This window comes from Sphingopyxis macrogoltabida, assembly GCF_001307295.1.
In the GTDB taxonomy this organism is placed as follows: Bacteria; Pseudomonadota; Alphaproteobacteria; order Sphingomonadales; family Sphingomonadaceae; genus Sphingopyxis; species Sphingopyxis macrogoltabida_B.
In genome coordinates this window covers 2,849,135-2,873,094 of the sequence record NZ_CP012700.1, presented here as the reverse complement: position 1 = coordinate 2,873,094, position 23,960 = coordinate 2,849,135, and the positions used below count along the sequence as shown (strand labels likewise).

The 23,960-nt window shown below is 63.2% G+C and carries 22 protein-coding genes, 1 tRNA gene and 1 pseudogene; 19 read left to right on the top strand and 5 right to left on the bottom strand.

The genetic code is table 11. From position 1 onward, the window contains the following. Positions 1–2 precede the first annotated feature (2 nt). Positions 3–1,190, top strand: coding sequence for a penicillin-binding protein activator (locus AN936_RS13395; RefSeq protein WP_054590286.1), 1,188 nt, complete (start codon positions 3–5; stop codon positions 1,188–1,190). Between the two features lie 180 nt (positions 1,191–1,370). Continuing rightward, on the top strand, positions 1,371–1,907 hold the full coding sequence (gene infC / locus AN936_RS13390) for a translation initiation factor IF-3 (RefSeq protein ID WP_054588572.1): 537 nt from the start codon (positions 1,371–1,373) through the stop codon (positions 1,905–1,907). 12 nt (positions 1,908–1,919) lie between these two features. Here infC and AN936_RS13385 read toward each other — a convergent pair whose 3' ends face one another. Next, positions 1,920–2,618: an NRDE family protein gene (locus AN936_RS13385; RefSeq protein WP_054588571.1), complete on the bottom strand. Its 699-nt coding sequence runs from the start codon at positions 2,616–2,618 to the stop codon at positions 1,920–1,922. Positions 2,619–2,714: 96 nt separating this feature from the next. Between AN936_RS13385 and AN936_RS13380 the strand changes: the two genes are divergently transcribed. From AN936_RS13380 to AN936_RS13370, 3 genes are read left to right on the top strand one after another with little or no spacing between them, the layout of a single operon-like run. Further along, complete coding sequence (locus AN936_RS13380; RefSeq protein ID WP_054590285.1) at positions 2,715–3,269, top strand: DUF4287 domain-containing protein; 555 nt, start codon at positions 2,715–2,717, stop codon at positions 3,267–3,269. 11 nt (positions 3,270–3,280) lie between these two features. Further along, positions 3,281–3,889 carry a TetR/AcrR family transcriptional regulator gene (locus AN936_RS13375; protein ID WP_054588570.1) on the top strand — a complete coding sequence of 203 codons (609 nt, stop codon included), beginning with the start codon at positions 3,281–3,283 and terminating at the stop codon, positions 3,887–3,889. Between the two features lie 23 nt (positions 3,890–3,912). Beyond that, complete coding sequence (locus AN936_RS13370; RefSeq protein WP_054588569.1) at positions 3,913–4,350, top strand: hypothetical protein; 438 nt, start codon at positions 3,913–3,915, stop codon at positions 4,348–4,350. Between the two features lie 184 nt (positions 4,351–4,534). Here AN936_RS13370 and AN936_RS13365 read toward each other — a convergent pair whose 3' ends face one another. Further along, positions 4,535–6,046, bottom strand: coding sequence for a S10 family peptidase (locus AN936_RS13365; RefSeq protein ID WP_054588568.1), 1,512 nt, complete (start codon positions 6,044–6,046; stop codon positions 4,535–4,537). Between the two features lie 196 nt (positions 6,047–6,242). Then, the gene (uvrB, locus tag AN936_RS13360) at positions 6,243–8,429 is read right to left on the bottom strand and encodes an excinuclease ABC subunit UvrB (RefSeq protein ID WP_054590284.1); all 2,187 of its coding nucleotides are present in this window, start codon (positions 8,427–8,429) and stop codon (positions 6,243–6,245) included. Between the two features lie 86 nt (positions 8,430–8,515). Here uvrB and AN936_RS13355 point away from each other — a divergent pair, with 86 nt between their 5' ends. From AN936_RS13355 to AN936_RS13300, 12 genes and pseudogenes are all read left to right on the top strand, one after another. Then, positions 8,516–9,034 (top strand): DUF3617 domain-containing protein, encoded by a 519-nt coding sequence (locus tag AN936_RS13355; protein WP_054588567.1) that lies wholly within the window; start codon positions 8,516–8,518, stop codon positions 9,032–9,034. 127 nt (positions 9,035–9,161) lie between these two features. Continuing rightward, a complete protein-coding gene (locus AN936_RS13350; protein WP_054588566.1) occupies positions 9,162–9,704 on the top strand; it encodes a DUF3617 domain-containing protein in 543 nt (180 codons plus the stop codon). An 852-nt stretch (positions 9,705–10,556) separates the two neighbouring features. Continuing rightward, the gene (locus AN936_RS13345) at positions 10,557–12,314 is read left to right on the top strand and encodes a tetratricopeptide repeat protein (RefSeq protein ID WP_054588565.1); all 1,758 of its coding nucleotides are present in this window, start codon (positions 10,557–10,559) and stop codon (positions 12,312–12,314) included. A 127-nt stretch (positions 12,315–12,441) separates the two neighbouring features. Further along, positions 12,442–12,678: an acyl carrier protein gene (locus AN936_RS13340; RefSeq protein WP_003039428.1), complete on the top strand. Its 237-nt coding sequence runs from the start codon at positions 12,442–12,444 to the stop codon at positions 12,676–12,678. A gap of 183 nt (positions 12,679–12,861) precedes the next feature. Next, positions 12,862–14,124: a beta-ketoacyl-ACP synthase II gene (gene fabF, locus AN936_RS13335; protein WP_054590283.1), complete on the top strand. Its 1,263-nt coding sequence runs from the start codon at positions 12,862–12,864 to the stop codon at positions 14,122–14,124. A 254-nt stretch (positions 14,125–14,378) separates the two neighbouring features. Then, a complete protein-coding gene (gene mltG, locus AN936_RS13330; protein WP_054588564.1) occupies positions 14,379–15,320 on the top strand; it encodes an endolytic transglycosylase MltG in 942 nt (313 codons plus the stop codon). A gap of 49 nt (positions 15,321–15,369) precedes the next feature. Beyond that, positions 15,370–16,122: an alpha/beta fold hydrolase gene (locus tag AN936_RS13325; RefSeq protein ID WP_054588563.1), complete on the top strand. Its 753-nt coding sequence runs from the start codon at positions 15,370–15,372 to the stop codon at positions 16,120–16,122. A gap of 166 nt (positions 16,123–16,288) precedes the next feature. After that, positions 16,289–16,774 carry a 2'-5' RNA ligase family protein gene (locus AN936_RS13320; RefSeq protein ID WP_054590282.1) on the top strand — a complete coding sequence of 162 codons (486 nt, stop codon included), beginning with the start codon at positions 16,289–16,291 and terminating at the stop codon, positions 16,772–16,774. Between the two features lie 61 nt (positions 16,775–16,835). After that, positions 16,836–16,912, top strand: a tRNA-Met gene (locus AN936_RS13315). Positions 16,913–17,090: 178 nt separating this feature from the next. Then, positions 17,091–18,014, top strand: coding sequence for a tyrosine-type recombinase/integrase (locus AN936_RS13310; RefSeq protein WP_234715568.1), 924 nt, complete (start codon positions 17,091–17,093; stop codon positions 18,012–18,014). Positions 18,015–18,166: 152 nt separating this feature from the next. Beyond that, positions 18,167–19,381 carry an IS256-like element ISSpma2 family transposase gene (locus AN936_RS13305; RefSeq protein ID WP_006954973.1) on the top strand — a complete coding sequence of 405 codons (1,215 nt, stop codon included), beginning with the start codon at positions 18,167–18,169 and terminating at the stop codon, positions 19,379–19,381. Between the two features lie 48 nt (positions 19,382–19,429). Next, positions 19,430–19,774, top strand: a pseudogene (locus tag AN936_RS13300) (tyrosine-type recombinase/integrase); the annotation flags it as partial. A 9-nt stretch (positions 19,775–19,783) separates the two neighbouring features. On the opposite strand, the gene AN936_RS25520 reads toward AN936_RS13300, so the two are convergent. Beyond that, positions 19,784–19,987: a DUF5818 domain-containing protein gene (locus tag AN936_RS25520; RefSeq protein WP_084758353.1), complete on the bottom strand. Its 204-nt coding sequence runs from the start codon at positions 19,985–19,987 to the stop codon at positions 19,784–19,786. Then, complete coding sequence (locus AN936_RS24185) at positions 19,984–20,625, bottom strand: lytic transglycosylase domain-containing protein (protein WP_420496809.1); 642 nt, start codon at positions 20,623–20,625, stop codon at positions 19,984–19,986. Before AN936_RS24185 ends, AN936_RS25520 begins: the two co-directional genes overlap by 4 nt. Positions 20,626–20,708: 83 nt before the next feature. Here AN936_RS24185 and AN936_RS13290 point away from each other — a divergent pair, with 83 nt between their 5' ends. Then, positions 20,709–21,623, top strand: a complete 915-nt coding sequence (locus AN936_RS13290; RefSeq protein WP_054588560.1) for a DUF7146 domain-containing protein — start codon at positions 20,709–20,711, stop codon at positions 21,621–21,623. A 78-nt stretch (positions 21,624–21,701) separates the two neighbouring features. Further along, entirely contained in the window at positions 21,702–23,918 is a 2,217-nt protein-coding gene (locus AN936_RS13285) for a strawberry notch-like NTP hydrolase domain-containing protein (protein WP_084758347.1), read from the top strand. Positions 23,919–23,960: the final 42 nt, after the last annotated feature.

Below are 23,960 nucleotides of genomic sequence, written 5' to 3'. Positions count from 1 at the left end.
AAATGGCAGAAACTGCAATCGAGCGCCAAGCCAATGCGGCATCGCGGCGAAAAATGCTTCGCACGATGACGACGCTGGCGATGGCAGGGCTGCTTGCGGCATGTCAGGTCGTCCCCAAATCCAATGGTCCGGCGACCCCGCCGCCGCCCGACCGCCCGGCCGACGACATCGGTCCCGGTCTGCCGACCGACACCGATCGTCACCGTGTCGCGCTGCTGGTCCCCGAGACCGGCCCCAATGCCGACGTCGGCACCGCGATCGCCAATGCGACGACGATGGCGCTGCTCGATTCGCGCACCGAAAAGGTCCGCATCACCACCTATGACACCGCGCTCGGCGCTGCTGCGGCGGCACGGCAGGCGGTCGCCGACGGCAACAAGCTGATCCTCGGCCCGCTGCTCAGCGAGGATGTCGCGGCGGTCGCGCCGATCGCGCGCGCCGCGAAGGTGCCGGTATTGAGCTTCTCGAACGACAGCAGCGTCGCGGGCAACGGCGTCTTCATCATGGGCTTCGTCCCCGGCCAGTCGGTCGAACGCGTCGTCGCCTATGCGCGCGGCAAGGGCCATGCGCGTTTCGGGGCGCTGGTGCCCAAGAATGTCTATGGCGACCGTTCGGCTGCCGCCTTCCGCACTGCGGTGACCGAAGCCGGCGGGACGCTGGTCGCAGTCGAAAGCTATGACCGCAGCGCCACCGCGCTGTCGGGTGCGGCGCGGCGGCTCGCCAGCGGCGGCGCGATGGATGCGGTGCTGATCGCCGACAGCGGCGGTACCGCGATCCGCGCCGTGCCGCTGATCAAGAGCAGCGGCAACAAGCAGATCCTCGGCACCGAACTCTGGAACACCGAGGCGTCGCTCGGCAGCAATGCCGCGATGCGCGGCGCGTGGTTCGCCAGCGTGTCGGATGGGCTCTATGGCCAGCTCGCGGGTAAATATCGCACCCGGTTCGGCAAGGCGCCGTACCGGCTCGCCAGCCTCGGTTACGACTCGGTGCTGCTGACCGTCCGCATCGCGCGCGACTGGAAACCGGGGACGAGCTTCCCGGCAAGCCGGCTGCTCGCCACGGACGGGTTCGGCGGTATCGACGGCATTTTCCGGTTCAACAACCGCGGCATAGCGCTCCGCGCGCTCGAGGTCAGCGAAGTGGGCGCCGGCGGTTTCCGCGTCGTCGATCCTGCGCCGACGAAATGGTGACGCGGGTTCGGGCGCTTGCAGGGCGTGGCATAGTCGCCACAGTGCGGTAAAAAAGCGGCGGGCGCCCCTGCGGCGCAGCCTTTACGACGGCCGCGCGTTCACTATATGGACAGTGCGCGCGCCTCGTGCCGATTCCGCGCGCCCCGACAACGACCAGGAGATACAGCTATACCACCGCCCATGACTCGCCGCCCGATGGACCGAATGCCGCCCAAGAATGGCCCGCGATACAATGAATTCATCGCTTCCCCCAAGGTCCGCGTGATCGACGAGGAAGGCGAAAATCTGGGCGTCATGCTGACCGCCGAAGCGATCGAACAGGCGGCCTCCGTCGGTCTGGACCTTGTCGAAGTGTCCCCGAATGCCGATCCGCCGGTGTGCAAGTTCCTCGACGTGGGCAAGTTCAAATACGAAGCCCAGAAAAAGGCGAACCTCGCGCGCAAGAGCCAGAAGACGCAGGAAATCAAAGAGATCAAGATGCGTCCGAATATCGACGATCATGATTTCGACGTGAAGATGCGCAAGGTCTTCGACTTCCTCGAGGAAGGCGACAAGGTCAAGATGACCATGCGCTTCCGCGGCCGCGAGATGAGCCACACCCAGCTCGGCCTCAACGTGCTCCAGCGCGTCGCCGAGATGACGGCGGAAGTCGCGAAGGTCGAGGCGCACCCGCGCACCGAAGGCCGCCAGATGCTGATGGTACTGGCGCCGAAATAAGCTTTCCTCGGCTCAGCCGATGCGAAATTCGAGGGCGGTCGTTCCGATGGAGCGGCCGCCCGCTTCATATCGGCGTTCGGTCATGCGCACGCTGCCGTCGGTCGCGATCAGCACGAGCGTCGAGGCGCGGGTGCCATAGACGTCGCCGCGCAGGAACAGTGCCGGGTCGTCTTCCGCAGTCAGCGTATCGAGCAGGCCTTCGGGATCGCTCCCCTCGCGGGCGACCTCTTCCAGCGCCAGCCGCAGCCGCTCGGCGCGCGGGCAGGGCGCGTCGACCGGTTCGTTCGCGAGCGCATGCACGCCAACATCCAGCGGCATGATCAGCGGCACCGGCCGATTGGTGAGCAGCCGCGTCGCGTCGCCAGCGACGGCGAACAGGTTGAAGGCATTGAAGCGCGGCAGATCTTCGGCCGCCGGATCGGCAAAACGTCCGTCGCCGCGCAACAGATCGGTCACCTGCGCGCCGCGCGACTCCTTGGCAGGATCGGGCATCGCGCCGCGGACATTGGTCACCACGACGACGCGTCCGCTTGGCCGGTGTACCCCCAGCCAGGTACCGCCCGCCTGCAGGTCGCGCCCGGCGACGATCCCGCTGCCGTCGTCCCACGCGTGGAGCGGCGCGGCGGGACGCGCGTGAAATTCATCGCGGTTCCCGATCAGGATCAGCGGCCAATCGCGATGGACTTGCCGGGCGAGAGCAACGACACACATCGCGCGCCTATCGCGCGGCGCGGCGCGCTTGCCAAGGGACTTGACAATTTGCTTGGTTGAATGTTCAATCAACTTATCGGGACGAAGGAGGTGGCGATGGCCGACGAATTCGAAAAGATGGGCGAGAATCTCCGTGCCAAGACCGGCAAGGGGCTCGACGAATGGGTTGCGACCGCGCGCGCCGCCGGGATCGCCGGACATATGGCGCTGGTGAGTTACCTGAAATCCGAGCACGGGCTGGGGCACGGCTATGCGAACATGATTGTCCATGCGGCGAACGCATCGGCGGCGGTGTCGCAGGACGGCGACGATCTGGTCACAGCGGCATTCGACGGGACGAAGGCGCATTGGCGGCCGCTCTACGACCGGCTCGTCGGGCTGGTGCAGGGTTTCGGCGGCGATGTCGAGTTCGCGCCGAAGAAGGGCTATGTCAGCCTGCGCCGCAAGAAACAGTTCGCGCTGCTCCAGCCGTCGACAAAGGATCGCTTCGATATCGGCCTTGCGCTAAAGGGCGTGGAACCGGCGGGCCGGCTGGAGCCGGCGGGAAGCTGGAATGCGATGGTCTCGCACCGCGTCAGGATTGCGGCGGACGAGGAGGCGGGCGACGATGTCGCGGACTGGCTGCGCGCCGCCTATGACCGGGCCGGTTGAAGGGCAGGCCGATGAACGCCGTCGATACCCGTCACCGTATCCTGATGACCGCGATGGAGCTGTTCTGGGAGAAGGGCTATGGCTCGACCTCGATCGCCGACATATTGTCGCGCAGCCAGGTCCATTCGGGTAGCCTCTATCATTTCTTCCCCGGCAAGCAGGACGTTCTCGTCGGGGTGCTCGAAATGTATCGCGACGGCATCGGCGAGATGCTGCTGGCGCCGAACTGGGAGGGCGTCGACGATCCGATCGACCGGATTTTCGCGCTGCTCGCCGGTTACCGCACCCATTTGATCGTCACCGACTGCACCTATGGCTGCCCGATCGGCAGCCTCGCGCTCGAGATTCACGAGCCCGATCCGGTGGTGCGCGAGCTGATGGCGGCGAACTTCACCAATTGGTCGACGGCGATCGCGGGCTGCTTCGATGCCGCGGCGCATCGCCTGCCGCCCGGCAGCGACGCGAATGCGCTCGGCGAGTTCGTGCTGACGGTGATGGAGGGCGCGGTGATGCAGGCGCGCACCTATCGCGACATCGGCTATTTTGACCGCAACATCGCTGTATTGCGCGACTATGTCACCACATTGCTGCAAGCGGCAAAGCGTGATAGCTTCGCCTGATCTTTCTGGAGGGGGAGATGAATATGACTACAGTCGGAAAAACGCCGGTGCACCTGTGGGTCGTCGGGGGCGTGTCGCTGCTGTGGAATGCTTTCGGGGCGTTCGATTACACGATGACCAAGATGGCGAATGCGGACTATCTGGCGGGCTTCACGCCCGAACAGCAGGCGTGGTTCGCCAGCTTCCCGGTCTGGGCGAATATCGGCTGGGCTCTCGGCGTCTGGGGTTCTGTGCTTGGTTCGATCCTGCTGCTGGCGCGGAGCCGCCATGCGGTGACGGCGTTCGCGGTGTCGCTGGTTGGCCTCGCGATCAGTTGCCTCTACCAGTTCGGTATGCACTATGCCGATCTGACGCGCATGTTCGGCAGCTTCCCGGCGGTGTTCACGCTGGTGATCTGGGCGATCCTGATCGCGCTGTTCGTTTATACGCGGCGGCAGGCGGCGGCGGGCGTGCTGCGCTGATATCGTGATGTCGGCTCTGGGGTGGATTCCTGACCGTCCGTTATTTCCGTTCGTGTCGAGCGAAGTCGAGACACCCGTCGGCCTTGCGCCCAGCCTGAGGGGCATCTCGACTTCGCTCGATGCGAACGGGTAAGGTTGGCCCAAACGGCAAAAACCAGCCGAAACCGAACGATGGTGGAGTTAGTCAGCGCCCGCGAATGAAGGCGCGGATGTCCGCCGACAATTTATGGCGGTCCTCGTCGCGGATATACATCATGTGGCCCGCGCCATAATATTGATATTCGACGCGGTCCTGCGGGATGCCGGTGCGTGACAGCGCATATTCGGCAGCGAAGAAGGGCGTCGCGAAATCATAATAGCCCTGGCCGACGAACACGCGCAGCCCCGAATTCTCGCGCAGCGCCTGCCCGATATAGGGCGCGACGTTGAGGTAAGCGTTGCTGTCGCGGCCGCCGATCCGCCAGTCCCACTGACCGCCGATGCGGCCGATCGATTGATATTCGCGATCCGTTTTGAACCCCAGCGTATCGCGGCTCCAGCTGTTGATCGCGGCGGTGTAGCTCGCGTCGATGCCATAGAAGCTGGGGTCGTTGTCGGGCCCCTCGCCGGCACTGTCATAATCCTTGCCGGTGTAGCGGCTGTCGAGGCGGCCGACGGTCAGCCCGCGATCGCGCAGCAATTCCTTGTAGAAGCGATTCGGGGTGACGCGCAGGTCGGCGCTTTCGAGATAGGTTTCCGAAAGCCCGGTAAAGCGCGCGAGGTCGCGGCGGATCGCGGCGCGTTCTTCGCCCTGCAATTTCTGGCCCTTGAGCAGCGCCGAGGCATAGGGGCCGATCGCCCATTGCCGCGCTTCCTCGACGAAGGCTTCGACCGACGCGCCGCCGCCGGCCTTGCCGTGGAATTGCGCCGTCGCCGCCATCGAGGGCAGGTTGGTGATATAGCTGAGCTCGTTGCCCGGCGTGTCGGCGCCTGCGGCGAAGTCGAGCACGGTCGAAATCAGGATGATGCCGTTGAGCGCGACGTCATTGTACGTCTCGTTCATCAACTGGTTCGCGACCGCGGCCGAGCGCGTCGTGCCATAGCTTTCGCCGCCGAGGAACTTGGGGCTGTTCCAGCGGCCATTGTCATTGAGCCAGCGGCGGATCACTTCGGCGACCGCCTTCGCATCCTGCGTGACGCCGTAATAATCCTCGGGGTTCGCCTTGCCGATCAGGTGCGAGAAACCGGTGCCCGGCGGGTCGATGAAGACGACATCGGTGACGTCGAGCAAGGCGTCGGGATTGTCGACGATCGGGTAAGGCGGGGCGCCGTCGTCGCGTGCGTCGCTGGGGATCGCGACCCGCTTCGGCCCGAACGCCCCCATCATCAGCCAGACGGTGCCCGACCCCGGGCCGCCGTTGAACAGGAAGGTCACCGGGCGGCTTGGGTCGCGCGGTTCCTTGACATAGGCGGTGGTGACGATCGCCGCCTCGGCGACGCCATCCTTGTTCTTGAGGATCGTCTCGCCGATCGTCGCAGCATAGTTGACGCGCTGGCCGCCGAACGTGCCGCTGAGCTTCGTCGTGTGTACCTGCGGCTCGTAATCGGCCGCGGGCTTCTCTGCTTTCGCCTTGTCGTCCGGCTTGTCCTGCGCGTGCAGGGCGGCAGGGGTGGCGGCGGCAAGCGCCAGGGCGATCAGCGACAGACCCGATTTCATGGATATTTCTCCCCGTTGAGGGCGCGGACCCTAAGCAGGCTAAGGGAAAGCGGCAAGGCCGCTCGTCGGCGTAGGGTAAGCGTTTGTCGAAGCACAAACGCTCGTCCCCCCGGACTTGATCCGGGGTCCCCCTTGACGACGTTGCTGAGCGGCACCCCGGATCAAGTCCGGGGTGACGAAGATATAGGAAGGAGGACTATCGCCCCCACTTGGTCTTGCTCTGCTTGCCGAACCGCCCCTTGCGCGTCCCCGGCTTGCCTTCGTTCGAGCGGCCGACGCGCGGGGCGACCTGTTCATCGGCGGGGAGGCCGAGCTCGTCGGCTTCCAATCGGCGGATCTCGTCACGCAGGCGCCCGGCTTCCTCGAACTCCAGGTCGGCGGCGGCGTCGCGCATCTTCTTTTCGAGGTCCTGGATATAGGCGCGGAGGTTGTGGCCGACCATATGCGCCGGCTTGTCCTCGCCGATGTCGATCGTCACCTGATCCTTCGACGCGACATGCGCGATGATGTCGCCGATATTGCGCTTGATCGTCGTCGGGGTGATGCCGTGTTCGGCGTTATAGGCCTCCTGCTTTTCGCGGCGGCGGTCGGTCTCGCGCATCGCGCGTTCCATGCTGCCGGTGATGCGGTCGGCATAGAGGATGACGCGCCCGTCGACATTGCGCGCGGCGCGGCCGATCGTCTGCACCAGCGACGTCTCGCTGCGCAGAAAGCCTTCCTTGTCGGCATCGAGGATCGCGACGAGTCCGCACTCGGGGATATCGAGCCCTTCGCGCAGCAGGTTGATCCCGACGAGCACGTCGAACACCCCGAGGCGGAGGTCGCGGATGATCTCGATACGCTCCAGCGTCTCGACGTCCGAGTGCATGTAACGGACCTTGAGCCCCGCCTCGTGGAGGAATTCGGTAAGGTCTTCGGCCATGCGCTTGGTCAGCGTCGTGACGAGGGTGCGATAGCCGTTTGCCGCGGTCGCCTTGGCCTCCATGATCAGGTCGTCGACCTGTTCCTCGACCGGACGGATGATCACCGGCGGGTCGATGAGCCCCGTCGGGCGGATCACCTGTTCGGCGAAGACGCCCTGCGTGCGGTCCATCTCCCACGTGCCGGGCGTCGCCGAGACGCTGACCGTCTGCGGCCGCATGACGTCCCATTCTGCAAAACGCAGCGGCCGGTTGTCGATGCACGACGGCAGGCGGAAGCCATATTCGGCCAGCGTGATCTTGCGGCGGTGATCGCCCTTCGACATCGCGCCGATCTGCGGGATCGTCTGGTGGCTCTCGTCGACGAACAGCAGGGCGTTGTCGGGGAGATATTCGAACAAAGTCGGCGGCGGCTCGCCGGGCAGGCGGCCGGTCAGGAAGCGGCTGTAATTCTCGATCCCCGCGCAGCTGCCCGTCGCGGCGATCATTTCGAGGTCGAAATTGGTGCGCTGTTCGAGCCGCTGTGCCTCGAGCAGCCGGCCCTCGGCCTCGAGTTCCTTGAGGCGCTCGGCAAGCTCGTGGCGGATCGCCTCGGTCGCCTGTTTGAGCGTCGGCCCCGGGGTGACATAGTGGCTGTTCGCATAGATGCGGACATAGTTGAGGCTGGCGATCTTCTTGCCGGTCAGCGGATCGAATTCGGTGATCTCCTCGATCTCGTCGCCGAAGAAGCTGACGCGCCACGCCATGTCCTCGTAGTGCGAGGGGAAGATTTCGAGGCTGTCGCCGCGCACGCGGAAATTGCCGCGCGCAAAGGCCTGATCGTTGCGCTTGTACTGGAGCGCGACGAGCTTGCGGATGATCTCGCGATTGTCGGCGACCTGACCCTTTTTGAGGTCGAAGATCATCGCCGAGTAAGTCTCGACCGACCCGATGCCGTAGAGGCACGACACCGACGCGACGATGATCACGTCGTCGCGTTCGAGCAGCGCGCGCGTCGCCGAATGGCGCATCCGGTCGATCGCTTCGTTTACCGAGCTTTCCTTCTCGATATAGGTGTCCGAGCGCGGCACATAGGCCTCGGGCTGGTAATAGTCGTAATAGCTGACGAAATATTCGACCGCATTGTTCGGAAAGAAGCTCTTGAACTCGCCATAGAGCTGCGCCGCGAGGATCTTGTTCGGGGCGAGGATCAGCGCCGGGCGCTGCAATTCCTCGATGACCTTGGCCATGGTGAAGGTCTTGCCCGAGCCGGTGACGCCGAGCAGCACCTGATCGCGCTCACCGTCGAGGGCGGTCGACACCAGTTCGCGGATCGCGGTCGGCTGGTCGCCCGCCGGCTCATAGTCGCTGACCAGTTCGAATCTTTTGCCGCCTTCGACCTTGTCGGGGCGGGCAGGGCGGTGCGGGACATAGTCCGCGGCCGTATCGATTTCATCGAGCGATGTACGAATCTGAATTGCCATCAACGCCAATATGGTATCGATGGTGCGGGTCCACAATCGCAATCCATCACAAGAGAGCGCGGCAAGCGAGTCACAGGAGACAGGGTATGAAACAGATTATGACGATTGCGGCCCTCGGTGTCGCATTGGCGGTGTCGGGCTGCGGCAAGAGCGAAAACGCCGGCGGCACGGTGAAGCGCGAAGCGGGCAACTGGAAAACCGATATCAAGCTGGTGAAGTTCGACGTTCCCGGCATGCCCGAGGAAATGAAGGCGGGCATGAAGCAGATGATGGAAGGTGCCAGCGGCATGGACCAGTGCTTCACGCAGGAACAGGTCGATAAGGAAGACATCGCGGCCGAACTCGCCAAGGGACCCGGCAACGGCGGCGAATGCACCTGGTCGAAGAAGGAAGTCGGCGGCGGCAAGATCGACGTCGCGGGCACCTGTAAGGCCAATGGCCAAACCGTCGACATGGCGATGAACGGCACGATCGAAGCGAAGAAGAACGACGTGACGATCACCACCAAGGGCAAGGTCCCCACCGGCGGCGACATGGAAATGGTGCTGCAGATGACGAGCGTCCACACCGGTCCGTGCAAGCCGGCCGGCGCCTCGGCGACCTGATCCGGTCTTCGGTATGACAAGCGGGGCGTCGGCCAAGGCTGGCGCCCTTTGTCGTTTTGGCGCTGGAATTCAAGCAACCATTTGGCGCCGAAGGGGTTTTTGCCTTGCCTGACAGGAGGAGGAACTCATGAAAAAGTTTATTACGGTGGCGCTGCTCGGCGCATCGCTCGCGGTCGCCGGCTGCGGCAAGTCGGACAATTCGGCCGACGCCGGCGCGGAAAAGGCCAGCGGCGCCAGCACCGCATCGTCGTCCGCTCCGGTCAAGCGCGAAGCCGGCAACTGGAAGACCGACATCAAGCTGGTCAAATTCGACATGCCGGGCGTGCCCGACAATATGAAGGACCAGATGGCGAAGCAGTTCGCATCGGCCAGCGGCACCGAACAGTGCGTGACGCAGGAACAGGTCGATCAGGAAAACCCCGCCGACGCGCTGTCGAAGGGCTTCGGCGAAGGCTGCACCTGGTCGAAGAAAGAGATCGGCGGCAGCACGGTCGACGTCGCCGGCACCTGTACCTCGAACGGCCAGAAGGTCGAACTCGCGATGAACGGCACGATGGCGGCCAAGAAGACCGACGTGCTCGTCACATCCAAGGGGCCCGCTCCGGCCGGCGGCCAGATGGAAATGCAGATGCAGGTGACCAGCACCAACGTCGGTCCCTGCAAGGCCTGACACGCCCAGGATCCGGGCAATACCCGAAAGAGCGCGCGGCCGATGGTCGCGCGCTCTTTTTTGTGGGGATGTAGGCGGAACGGCGGGGCTGGTGACGGCGGAAACGCGACGCTGGCGTAAACCATCCGTCACCCCGGGCTTGACCCGGGGCCTGCCTTTTCGTTGATCCGGGGTCGAAAGAAGAAAGGCGGGTCCCGGGTCAAGCCCGGGATGACGACGTAACAAGCGACAACTCCCACCCCCCAAGCTGACATCAGCGCAACCGCGCCATTGCCTTTCTCGACGTGCAAAGGTCCGGCCAGCGATCCGGCCGAAAAACGAGATCGATAGCAAGCAAAGTAAGCTTTGTGCTTTCCGTATCGACATAGCGTGATACAAGCTGCCTGTAAGAAAGGTCGCAGGGTCAGTTGTCGGAGACGGACAGGGCGGACTCGCCGGGTAGAAAGCAGGTGGGGCTGCGTCCCACCCGGCGAAGTCTCAGTGCATGAAGCCGGTAGATATTCCGAACGGTGCCAGGGACCAGCTCGCACCTTTCGACCCACCGGCTTCAATCCGTCTAACTGAGAACATGTCTCAGACCAGACCGCGGCGCTGTGGGGGGACACCGCGACGATTGGAAATTCGCAGAAACCGGTAACAGATTGCAGTTACATGGGGTCACGTAGCGGGGTGTAGCAAGATGATAAGAAGCCATTAACCTTGTTTGGCGGTTTTCCGGGGCGTTTGACGCGATTGTTATTTTTCGTCGGGAATAAAAGGCCGCCTGTTACCGTTACAAGCGAGTAACAATGGCTGGCCGCGACTTCGGAATGCCGTATCAACCGCCCCGTCAGCTGGGGTTTGAGGGATAGCATGGATCACGCGAAAGCGACGGATACACAGACGGCGGCCGAAACCGACCGGATCATCGAGCAGGAATGCGAGCGGCTGCTCGAATCGCCGATGTTCGTTCGCTCGCCGGTGCTGTCGCGCCTGCTTCAATTCCTCGTCGAACATCGTCTTCGCGGCGGCCGCAGCGCGCCCAAGGCCTATGCGATCGCGACCGAGGCGCTTGGCCGCAGCGCCGATTTCGATCCCGCGGTCGACAGCTATCCGCGCGTGATGGTCGGGCGCCTTCGCAGCCTGCTCGACCGCTATTATGCCGACACGCCGTGGGTTCATCGCCTCCGCGTTCCGCAGGGCAGTTATGAAGTGGTCATCCAGCATCGCAATGCGCCGCCGGGCCGTTCGCCGGCGGAGCCGGACGGTGCTGCATCGGCGCCTGCCGCCGATATGCCGGAGGCCGACAGGCCGCGCTCGCCGGCGACGCCCGGCACCTCTATTGCGCCCCGCCGGCCCCGCTGGGGCCTGGCCTTCGTTTTTGTGGCGCTCGCGCTGCTGGCGAGCTGGTGGTTCACCGCCGGCCAAGGCAAGCTGCTCGCGGCCACGCCCGCGCCGATGCCGCTGCTCGAGGTCAGCGCACCGATCGCCGGGGATAGCGGTCCCTCGCGGGCGCTGGCCCGTGCCCTCGATGGCAAGCTGCGCGACGGGCTGCGGCGCTTCGATCTGGTCGACCTGCGTAGCGCCGGTGCACCGGGCAGTGCCGCTGCGGCCGGCCGCATCGACTACCGCCTCGACACATCGCTCGTGCGCACGCTCGAGGGCAATGTCGACGTTACCCTCGTGCTCAACCGCGTCGCCGATCAGCGCACGATCTGGTCGCAGCAACTCCGGCTGACCGCCGACGAGGTGCCCGAATTTACCGCGGTAGAGCCCGCCATCGCGCAGGTCGCGGGCGATTTCGGGATTATCGTGCGCGACCAGGTCCAGCGCCAGCCCGACAATTTCAACCCCGGCTTTCCCTGCCTCGCCCAGTTCAACCGCATGCGCCAGATGCGCAACCGGGCCAGCGTGCGGCAGATCGACGCCTGCCTGCGCGCCGGGCTCAAGACCAGTCCGAACGACCCGGTAACGCTGACCGCGCTGTCGCTGCTCCGTTTCGGAGACTGGCAGCCGCGGCGGACGACGAAGGAAGGGCAGGCGGCGTTCGCCGAGGCGCGGCTGCTCGCCGAACAATCCTATCAAAATGGTCCGAACAGCTCGGCGGGGCTGTTCGCCATGGCTCGCGCCAGCTTTTATGCGGGCAATTGCCCGGCGGGCAACGCGATGGGCGACGCTGCGATCAAGCTCAACCCCTATGACTCCGACTTGTCGGGTTTCCTCGGCCTGTTCAAGACGACCTGCGGCCAGATGGACGAGGGCGAGGCGCTGCTCCGGCGTTCGCTCGCGCTCGATTCGTCCTATCCCGGCGTGCCCGCGGTGACGCTGGCCTTCCTGCTCTCGCAACGCGGCAATCAGGACGAAGCCCTGTCGATACTCGATCAGATGCCGTCGCCGAGCAATATGGAGCCGCAATATTTGATGGTGCGTTCGGTCGTGCTCGCGCGCTCGGGCAACCTGCCCGAGGCGCGCCGGCAGTGGCAGCGCCTGCTTGCCTACACCCGGCAGCCGGCGGGAACCCCGCCCGAACGGGTGCTGCAACAATTCGTCATCACCCCGGCGGTGATCGCGCGAGCCTCGGCGGCGCTGCGCGAGGCGGGCGTCGTTTCGGTGACGAAGACCCTGCCATGATGCGGGTGCTACGAAACGAAGAAATCGAACGGCGCCAACCATCCGGCGCCAGCCCTCTTGCCAGCCCCGCTGCTGCGCACTAGGGCAAACCCCAACATTCACGGCTTAGTCAGAAAAGGAATAGCGCATGAGCGATTCGGCCGAAAAGGTTAAGAAGATCGTCGTCGAACATCTGGGCGTCGAAGCCGACAAGGTCACCGAGGAAGCGAGCTTCATCGACGATCTGGGCGCCGACAGCCTCGACATCGTCGAGCTGGTGATGGCGTTCGAAGAAGAATTCGGCGTCGAAATCCCCGACGATGCGGCGGAAAAGATCGCCACCGTCAAGGATGCGATCGACTATATCGAAGCGAACAAGGGCTAAAGCCCTGCGATCCGGCCTGGCCGGATGCGGCGGCAAGCCGCCCACGCATTTCCGGCTTCCCGGTCACGAGCGCATGCGCGCAGCGGCCGGGAAGCTTTTTTTATGCGCGCGGCTCCTCTAGAAGCGCGCCGGACAAAGTGATGCGGGTTCCCGCGGGGGCGGGGGCCGACGAAAGGAATGATTATGCGCCGGGTTGTGGTGACGGGTCTGGGTTTGGTGACGCCGCTCGGCGGCGACGTCGAAACCAGCTGGAAAAATCTGATCGCAGGCAAATCGGGCGCCGGTCCGATCACCCATTTCGACGCGTCGGACCAGAAATGCACGATCGCGTGCGAGGTCAAGGGACCCGATCATGAATATGGCTTCGACCCCGGCAAGCGCGTCGACCACAAGGTCCAGCGCCAGGTTGATCCTTTCATCATCTTCGGCATCGACGCTGCGGGGCAGGCGCTCGAAGACGCCGGCCTCACCGAAATGACCGAGGAGCAGAAGGTGCGCGCCGGTTGCTCGATCGGTTCGGGCATCGGCGGCCTGCCGGGGATCGAAAGCGAAAGCCTGCTGCTCGCCGAAAAAGGCCCCGGCCGCGTTTCGCCGCACTTCGTCCACGGCCGCCTGATCAACCTCATCTCGGGTCAGGTCAGCATCAAATATGGCCTCAAGGGTCCGAATCATGCCGTCGTTACCGCGTGTTCGACCGGCGCGCATTCGATTGGCGATGCGGCGCGGATGATCCGCGACGACGATGCCGACGTCATGCTCGCGGGCGGCGCCGAGGCGACGATCTGTCCGATCGGCATCGCGGGCTTCGCACAGGCGCGCGCGCTCAACATGAGCTACAACGACCGCCCCGAGCAGGCGAGCCGCCCCTATGACAAGGACCGCGACGGCTTCGTGATGGGCGAAGGCGCGGGCGTCGTCGTGCTCGAGGAATATGAGCATGCCAAGGCGCGCGGCGCCAAGATTTATGCCGAGGTCGTCGGTTATGGCCTCTCGGGCGACGCGTACCACGTCACCGCGCCCGACCCCGAAATGGACGGCGCCTTTCGCTCGATGAGCGCGGCGCTCAAGAAGGCGGGCATGACCCCTGCCGACATCGACTATATCAACGCCCACGGCACTTCGACGATGGCCGACACGATCGAACTCGGTGCGGTGAAGCGGCTGTTCGGGGACGCCATGGCGAACGTGTCGATGAGCTCGACCAAGTCGGCGATCGGCCACCTGCTCGGCGGCGCGGGCGCGGTCGAGACGATCTTCTGCATTCTCGCGATCCGTGATCAGGTCGTTCCCCCGACACTCAACCTCGACAATCCCGACGAGGGTACCGAAGGCGCCGACCTGGTTCCCAAGGTCGCGAAGAAGCGCAAGGTCAAGGCGGCGCTCAACAACAGCTTCGGCTTCGGCGGCACCAACGCCAGCCTGATCGTCAAGGCGGTCGAGGACTAAGCCAAAACACAACTTCGTCATTCCCGCGAAAGCGGGAACCCAGCGAGCCAGCGTTGCGGGCTGGGTTCCCGCTTTCGCGGGAATGACGACGGTGGCTTTGATCGCGAAACGCTCTTTCCTACATTGCGTGGCCATGCTCTAGCAGCGATGGCTTGGCCCGGGTTGGACTTAAAGCCACAAAGGACACAAAATGACGCTGCGCATGCGGGGTCTTTTGTGGCTTTAGCGTTAGATTCGACTGACGGGAGAATAGGATGCCTTCGTTCCGCTGGTTGACGATAGCGATCTTTGCATTGTTGCTCGCCGCCTGCTCGGGCGGCGCGCCGCATGATGCCGAGGTTGTCGTCCCGCCGGGCGCGAGCATCGCGAAGGCAGGGCGGATCCTCGAGGAAAAGGGCCTCGTCTCGGCCTCCGACTTTCGCAATCAGGCGCGCTTCTTCGGCTCGGACGACCCGATCAAACCCGGCGAATACAAGATCGAGAAGGGGATGGACGCGGGCGACATCCTCGCACTTTTCCAGTCGGGCAAGACGATCCAGCGCCTCGTCATGATCCCGCAGGGCATGCCCTCGATCATGGTGTGGGAACGGCTGATGGCCGAAAAGCGCCTGACTGGCGAAATCCCGGTGCCCGCCGAGGGCAGCATCCTTCCCGACAGCTATGCCTTCACCACCGGCGAAAGCCGCGCCGCGGTCGTCAAGCGGATGCAGGGCGCGATGGACAAGGCATTCGCCGAACTCTGGGCAAAGCGTTCGCCGCGCACCGCGGTCAAGGACCGGAACGAGGCGATGGCGCTCGCGTCGATCGTCGAAAAGGAAACGTCGGTCCCCGCCGAACGCCGCACCGTCGCGGGCGTCTATACCAACCGTCTCGCGGTCGGCATGAAGCTGCAGGCCGATCCGACGATCATCTATCCGGTCACCAGGGGCAAACCGCTTGGCCGCCGCATCCTGCGCTCCGAAATTCTGGCGGTAAACGACTATAACACCTATTCGATGATCGGCCTGCCCAAGGGACCGATTGCCAATCCCGGCAAGGCGTCGATCGCCGCGGTGCTCGATCCCGAGGCGAACGACTATCTCTTCTTCGTCGCCAAGGGCGACGGCAGCCATATATTCGCGCGGACGCTGTCGGAGCATAATGCGAACGTCCAGAAATGGTATGCGCTGCGCCGCGAGCGCGGGGAGATGGAATAGACACACATGTCGCCCCCGCCTTCGCGGAGGCGACGAATGGGGAGGGATCATGACCACGGCAAAGCTCTTCATCCACGGCGTCCCCGACAGCCCCGCCATCTGGCGTCCGCTGCTCGCCGCGCTCGATCTTGGCGACGCGCCCGTCGCGGTTCCCGCGCTCCCGGGCTTCACCGGTCCGCTCCCCGCCGGTTTCCCGGCGACAAAGGAAGCCTATGCCGACTGGGCCGTGAAAGAAGCGGAGGCCCTGTTCGCCGCGCACGGTCCGATCGATATCGTCGGCCACGACTGGGGGGCGCTGATAGCACAGCGTGTCGCGATGCTGCGACCCGACCTGATCCGCAGTTGGGCGGTCTCGAACGCGGTGATCGACCCCGATTATCGCGGTCACCGGCTGGCCCGGATCTGGAACACCCCGATCCTCGGCGAACTTTTCATGGCGCTGAGCAAGCCGGAAAAGCTCGCCGAGGGCCTCGCCGCGCAGGGCATGCCGGCCGACATCGCGGCAGATGAGGCCGCGCAATGGGCCAACAAGGACAAGCGGCGTGCGATCCTGAAACTTTATCGCTCGGCAAAAGGGCTCAGCTTCGAACATGACTGGGCGCGCGACATCGGCCGGCTCCCCGCAAACGGTGCGCTGATCTGGGGGGAGGGCGATCCCTATGTCGAACTGTCGGTGGCGCGGCGCTTTTCGTCGAACACCGGCACGCCGCTGACCGTGATCGAGGGGGCGGGGCATTGGGCAATTGCCGAACGGCCGCGCGAGGTGGCGGCCGCGCTCTCGGCATTCTGGAGCGGGCTTTGATCGGTGCAATCGATCACTATGACTGGCACGCTCGATTTGACCCCGGTGTCAATCCCTGCTTGAGCGACCCCGCGCGGACTTTCCGTAGAGGCGCGCAATAGCCGGCCCGGACATCCCCCCTCCCGTCCCGGCCGCTGGCGCCGTGCCCATCATCGTGACTGCGACGATGGGTGCGGCGGACCAGCATTATTTCGACGCGCTGCGCGCCGCCCATTTTCCCCCGGAACGTAACCATCTCGCGGCGCACATCACGCTCTTCCACCAACTGCCGCCGTCGTGCCTCGACGAACTGACGCGGCTGATCCGCGCCATCGCCGCCGACACGCCGCCTCCGGCTGCGGCGCTGCGCGAAGTCTATTCGCTGGGTGGCGGTGTGGCCTTCCGTATCGACAGTGCCGCCCTGCTGGCGATCCGCGACCGCATCGCCGATCACTTCTTCGGCGCGCTGACCGCGCAGGATCGGGGAACGCCGCGTCTCCATATCACCGTCCAGAACAAGGTGACGGCCAGCGAGGCCAAGGCGCTGCTCGCCCGCCTTGCCGAAGATTTCCGTCCCCGGCCGCTGGCGATCACCGGACTAGCCGCGCACCATTATCGCGGCGGCCCGTGGGAGACCGCCTTCGCGGCTAATTTCCGCGGACCGCGTACATGATATTGACCGCCGCAATCGCGATGCCTATAGGCGCGGCTCGCCCGATGCGGCGACCCTTCGGGGCGGAGTAGCTCAGCCGGTTAGAGCAGCGGAATCATAATCCGCGTGTCGGGGGTTCGAGTCCCTCCTCCGCTACCATTCTCGAATCCTCATGGGTTCGCATTCTTCCGTATAAATCCGAAAAAAATAATGAAATCAAAGCGGTGTAGCTGATTCGCGTCCGCTTGCGTTCGCTTGCATGCGCTTGCAGCCGGATTTGGAGTGGGGGTATTTTGGGGGTACTTTCGGGGGGTGCCGAAAAGGAGCGATACCCCCAATGGCTTTGAGTGAGATTCAGATCAAGAATGCGAAGGCGGCAGAACGACCCTACAAGCTTGCCGACGGTGAAGGGCTATTCCTCTTCGTAAAAGGCAACGGTACGAAGCTTTGGCGCTTGAAATACCGCTATCGCGGGAAGGAGAAGCTGCTTTCCTTTGGTGCTTATCCTGACGTTGGAATCGCGGCTGCGCGTGAGTTGAAGACGCTTGCAAAGGCTGCCTTGGCCGAAGGCAAGGATCCGATGGTCCACAAGCCCGGTCGAGATTTCGAGCCAGAGAGAACCTTCAAAGCTGTTGCTGAGATGTGGCACAAGAATCGAAAGAGCAGCCTCAATCCAGCTCATGCGAAGCGTGTCTGGTCTCGAATGGAACGGGACGTGTTTCCGGTATTGGGCGAAAGGATGATGCACGAGATCACTCCGCCTGAAGTTTTAGGCGTGATCCGCAATATTGAAGAACGGGGCGCTTTGGATATCAGTCGGCGTGCTAAGCAGAGCATTGGCCAAGTTTTTCAGTTCGCCATCGCGAGTGGGCTTTGCGATGCGGACCCCACGGCTCATCTTCGCGGCGCTCTGAAGCCGCGCCCTCGAGTAAAGCATATGGCCAAACTGCCGCTCGCTCAGTTGCCAGAGCTCATAAACAAGCTGGATCAATACAATGAAGAAGGGGAGCGACGCTCCGAGATTACTCGCGCAGCGCTCACCTTCGCGCTTCTGACATGGGTCAGAACGAAGGAACTCCGTTTCGCCAAGAAGCACGAGTTTGAGGATCTAGACGGCAACTCTCCGCTTTGGCGCATCGGTCCTGATCGAATGAAGATGCACCGTGAGCATATCGTACCCCTGTCAATGCAAGCCGCTTCGCTCGCCAAGGAGATGATCGCATGTTCTCAAAGTGACTATGTGTTTCCCGGCCAGAGTTAGCGTCCGCGCTCGTGGTGTAATTTCCGGTGTAGGCGATGGTGTATTCCGGGGTGGGGCATGCCCCACCCCGGAATGCGGCGTCGCTGGTGGCCACCGGGTTCATCGTTATGGTGGAGTTTGCACACTTCAACCGTGACGAAGAGGAGTTCCCGATGACCGAGGACAGATTACTGATCGAAGAGCTGGCTGCAAAGGGCGGCCAACCGGATTTTTTGCGCACCATCGCCGAGAACGTGCTGCAGCTGATCATGGAGGCCGACGTTGATGGCCTGATCGGCGCGGGTCGCCACGAACGCAGCAGCGAGCGCGCGACCTGGCGCAACGGCTATCGCGACCGTTCGCTGGATACCCGGGTAGGCACGCTGAACCTGAAAATCCCCAAGCTGCGTGCTGGGTCCTATTTTCCGGGCTTCCTTGAGCCCCGCAAGATGGTCGAGAAAGCGCTGGTTGCGGTGATCCAGGAAGCGTGGATCGGCGGGGTCAGCACCCGGCGGGTCGATGAACTCGTCCAGGCCATGGGCATGACCGGCATCTCCAAGTCCACCGTCTCCAAGCTTTGCAAGGACATTGACGAGCGCGTCCATGCCTTTCTGAAACGCCCGCTCACCGGCGAATGGCCGTATCTCTGGCTCGATGCCACCTATCTCAAGGTACGCGAAGGCGGGCGGATCATCAGCGTTGCCGCAATAATCGCCATGGCCGTCAACACCGAGGGCCGGCGCGAGATCGTCGGCCTGCATATCGGCCCCTCGGAAGCGGAGGTCTTCTGGTCCGACTTCCTGAAGGACCTTGTTCGGCGCGGTCTTACCGGCGTGAAGCTGGTCATCTCCGATGCTCACGAGGGCCTCAAGGGCGCGATCACCCGCGTCATGGGCGCCACCTGGCAGCGCTGCCGGGTGCACTTCATGCGCAATGCCCTGTCCTATGTGCCCAAGGGCCAGAACACTGTCGTCGCCGCCGCGATCCGCCAGGTCTTCCTGCAGCCCGATCAGAAAAGCGCAACGCAGGTCTGGCGACAGGTCGCCGACCAGTTGCGCACCCGTTGGCCCAAGCTCGGCGCCTGCATGGACGAGGCCGAAACCGACGTGCTCGCCTACACCGGCTTCCCCACCCAGCACCGCACGAAGTTACACTCAACCAATCCGCTCGAGCGGCTCAACAAGGAGGTCAAGCGCCGCGCCGACGTCGTCGGAATCTTCCCGAACGAAGACAGCATCATCCGCCTCGTCGGGGCTGTGCTGATGGAGCAGAACGACGAGTGGCAGCTCCAGCACCGATACATGCAGATCGAAGGCATGGCCGAACTCAACCAACCCATGATCGAGGAGGAAAATCAGCCCCTACACATCACCGCCAAAGCCGCCTGACGATGGCCCACGGCCACAGCCGAAATTACACCACCTTGACGGACGCGACCCGGCCAGAAGCGTGGAGTGCCGCTATCCGAAAACACCATGATCTATGGTTTGTATCGTCTCGGCTATCACGGTCGGCAGACTGTTCATGGCTTCAGAGGTCTTGCGAGCACATGGGCCAATGAACAGCTGGTCGAAGTCGGCCAGCCGCCAATGTGGATCCGAAAGTACCATGAAGACTGGGTCGAGCTTCAGCTGGCTCATAGCGAGGAGAACGAAGTTCGCGGGGCATACAATGCCGCAGAGTATTTGGCGCCACGTCGCGCCATGCTTCAAGATTGGGCGAACTTCCTCGATGCGATGCGCGGAAAAACAGACAATGTCGCGATCTTGAGAGCTGCGTGATATTGTGCGCTACGCCGGCACTTGGCCCAGCCACTCAACTCGAAGGCGGTCGAAGCCCACAACGATACCCTCGGCAGTGACCTCGAAACCGAAGTCATCGTTCGATGGTTCGCAGCCTTCCAGAACCCAGTGGTCGCCTGCATCTGTCACGATCGCTGCCCCGCGCGGGAGATGCTCGAGCCGTCCGCTGATCCTTTTCCTATTCGTGTTCATAGCTCTCCGTATGCCATCCATCTTTGGATAACGCTCCTCACATATCCCGGCGTTTCCCGATTTCTTGGAATTCCCCCTGCACGCGATACGGCGCCGGGCCCCGCATTGTAGGCTGCCAGTGCGAGATGGATCGCACCAAACCGGTCGAGCATCTGCCTTAGATACCGCGCGCCACCGTCGATATTCTGGGCTGGATCGTGCCGATTGGTAACACCTAGTTCTCGTGCTGTTGCAGGCATAAGTTGCGCAAGACCGGCTGCACCAGCCGGACTGATCGCCATCGGATTGAAACGGGATTCCTGCCAGACCAATGCCTGGAGCAAGCGAGGCGGCAATCGATACCTTGCTTCAGCTTGGCGTATGAGGGGTTCGTAGAGCGTCTCTTTGAAACTTCGACGAGCGGGGGATGATATCTCTTTTTCGGTCCCAATGACCGCCAATGAAGGGGCATACGTGACTTCTTTGTCCGCCCGCTTTTCGACTTTGCTCAGCCGGTGATCAAAGACCTGGAACTCCTGCGCCTGAGCGATGGTGGGGATCGCAATCGCAAGCCCGCAACACACAGCAGTTACCCATTCTCGTCTCATCGCGCTCTCTCCTAGCTTGCCTGAATGCGCAATAGAACATAAATAGAACATTGGGGTGTAGGAAAGCGCCAAACGCGTCCGGCAAGAGGAAAGGGGGCAGTCTGCAGGGGCAATTGTGCGGCGATGGAGCCAGTATGTCCGTTTCGAACTCAACCCTATCCCGTCCTTCGCTTGAGGAAACCGCTCGCAAGCTCTGCGAGAGCCGCGGCGGGAAGTGGTCTGGCACCAAGGGCATGGCCCGGTGTCCAGCGCACGATGACCGCACGCCTTCGCTCGGTGTCACGCTTGGCCGAAAGGCTATCCTCCTGCATTGTTTCGCAGGCTGTGATCAGGCCAGCGTGCTTGCTGCCCTCGCTCGCGAAGGGATCGAGACCTCAGCGCTGTTTTCCGGCTCATCCGACGAATTTCCGATCCAGCCGAGCTATTCCAACAAGCCATCAGCTGCAGCGCTCCGTATCTGGCGCGATGCCCGGCCGCTGCAGCGAAGTCCTGCCAAGGCATATCTCGAAGAGCGCGGCATCCTCGCAACGTCCCATGCACTGAGGTTTCACCCGCGCACACCGCTTGGTCCGAAGGGGCGCGCCCGCTTCCTGCCAGCGATGATCGCTGCGGTCAGCCTCGACGAGGGACCGATTGCCATTCACCGGACTTTCCTGTCGCATTCCGGCCATACCCAGGCTTCGTTTGCCAAGCCGAAACGCGCACTGGGGTCACTCGGCGAGGCGGCAGTACGTCTGTTCGCACCCGCCGAGGGAAGGCTCGGTCTCGCCGAAGGCATTGAGAGCGCGATGTCGGCCTATGCGCTCACCGGCATCCCGACGTGGGCAACGCTGGGCAATGAACGCTTCGGGCTGGTTGCCATTCCGGAGAGCGTGAGCGACCTTCATCTCTTCGTCGATCACGATTCTGGCGGCGACCTTGCAGCTGAACGTGGGCGCGATTCTTATCTCCGTGAAGGGCGGCACATCCAAGTCCGACAGCCCAATTCGCGCGGGACAGACTGGAACGACGAACTCCAGTCATGGCTGCGCCACAAGGCGTGTCGATAAGAGGAGAGAGAGCTTCTCGAATTCCTGACCCGGCAGAGGGCGCATGTCCCGATGCCTCAATCAGGAGGACGACAAGCCATGTTTCAGTCAGACTTTTTCCCAGACCGCGAGATATCGACCAAAATTCCGCTCGCTTTCGCAATCGGTGAACAAATTTCCCGGCGACTTGCGGATGGATGCCACCTTACGCGATCTAACGTTGCCGGGTTATTCGCCGCTCAAACCGGCGTGCAGGACTGGGGCAATGCCTGGACCGTCGACGACTACAACAACGCGGTCGAGATTGGGGCCTTGCTCTGGCTTCGCGAGTTCTCACGCGTCGACCTCGATACAGGTTTCCACGAGGCTGCAGCACGGTTCGATTGGCTCGATGCAGCCTTGCCGCCCCGCCACGTGCGCAGCGAGAGCCAGGTCGAGCTGCAGCAATTCTCGACGCCGCCGATCCTTGGATGGCTGATGGCCAAGGCCGCGTCCCTTGGCACGCGCGATCACATTCTCGAACCGTCAGCCGGGAATGGCGCGCTTGCTCTTTGGGGTGACGTCCGAGATTGCTCGTTGACGCTGAACGAGATTGATCGCGTGCGCCGCGATGCGCTCGCGCATCTCTTCCCTCGTGCCCGTCTATTCGGACATGATGGCGAGCTGATCGCCGAACTCACCAATGGTCCAAGCCCCAGCGTTATCCTGATGAACCCTCCCTTCGCCCGAAGCAGCGAGCGGGGCGTGGATGGCCGCACGGCGACGCGTCACTTGCGCAGTGCGCTGCGTATTTGCGCTGTGGGAGGTCGCCTCCTCGCCATTCTCCCGGACGGCTTTGATGCCGTGGCCTTTGTCGAAGACCAGGAACAGGCCTCGCTGCTGATCAACGTCCGGCTGTCGGGCGCATTCTCACGAAGCGGAACCGGGATCGCTGTCAGAATGGTCGTGATCGAGAAAGCGAATCTTCAGGGTAATTCCACGATGTCGCGAGAGTTCGCCGATCTCACCGAACTGAATTCCTGCCTGGCGCATTTGCCCGATCGTGCGCCCTTGCAAGCTAAGATCCATCGCCTTCCGGTACGTTCGGTTGCGACCTTGGTAAGCGGCACTTCCGCGCGCAAGCCGGACGCTCCATTCGTGTCCAGGGCCGCCGAAAAGAGCGCGGCAGTCGCGCTTGACTATCAAGCCCTGGACGAGCCCGCGCCCGTTCCCGAGCAGGCGGGTATCTACCTGCCTTACCGGCCGAGCCGCGTCATCATGGAGGATGCACCTGTTCACCCGACGCCGCTCGTAGAATCGGTCGCGATGGGCTCGGTCGCGGCACCAGTAGCGAAAGCACGCCCTTTGCTTCCCGTGAACTGGCAGGAGGGCAAACTGCTCTCGGCGGCACAGTGCGAAACACTGGTCTACGCCTGCGAGGCTTTCGCACGGGACCTTCCGGGGCAATTTCGACCGAGCCAACAAGGAACGACGGTCGAACTCGCGGAAGACGGTCACTCCTATCGCCAGGGTTTCTTCCTCGGTGACGGCACGGGCGCAGGCAAGGGTCGCCAAATCGCGGGTGTCATGATGGACCGCTGGCTCTCTGGAGAACGCCGTCACATCTGGATCACCAAGAACGAGGCTTTGCTCGAAGATGCGCGCCGCGACTGGGAAGCGCTTGGCGGCCTCACGCTCGACATCCAGCCGCTCTCCCGATGGAAGCTCGGAACTCCAGTAACGATGCCCGAGGGTATCCTGTTCGTAACCTATCCGACGCTGCGTTCGGGACGCGCCGAGGACACGAGGCTCGAGCAGATCCTCGACTGGGCCACAGAGGAGTTCGAGGGCGTGATCGCCTTCGACGAAGCGCACGCCATGGCGAACGCGCTCGGCTCTTCCTCAACCCGCGGCAAGGTCAAAGGCTCGGAGCAGGGCATGGCGGGCCTGAGGCTACAAAACCACTTGCCGCGCGCTCGCGTGCTCTACGCATCGGCAACCGGCGCATCGGACATTGCCAATCTCGGCTACACAGCCCGGCTTGGACTGTGGGGTCCCGAGACCGCATTTCCGACGCATGAGGCGTTCATGACCGAAATCCGCGCTGGCGGCGTGGCAGCGATGGAACTGGTTGCCCGCGATCTCAAGGCACAGGGGCTCTATCTTGCCCGCGCGTTGTCCTTTGCGGGGGTCGAATACGAGATCCTCGAACATCAGCTCACAGAAGCGCAGGTGAGGATCTACGATGCCTATGCCGAGGCCTGGGGTATCTTATGCGCAGCTCGCCATAAGACGGCTTATCGCGAGGAAGCGGTAATGCGGAGGAACGCGGCGTAGTCCTGCAAAGCTGCGGAACATTTCGCCACGTCCTTCACATTA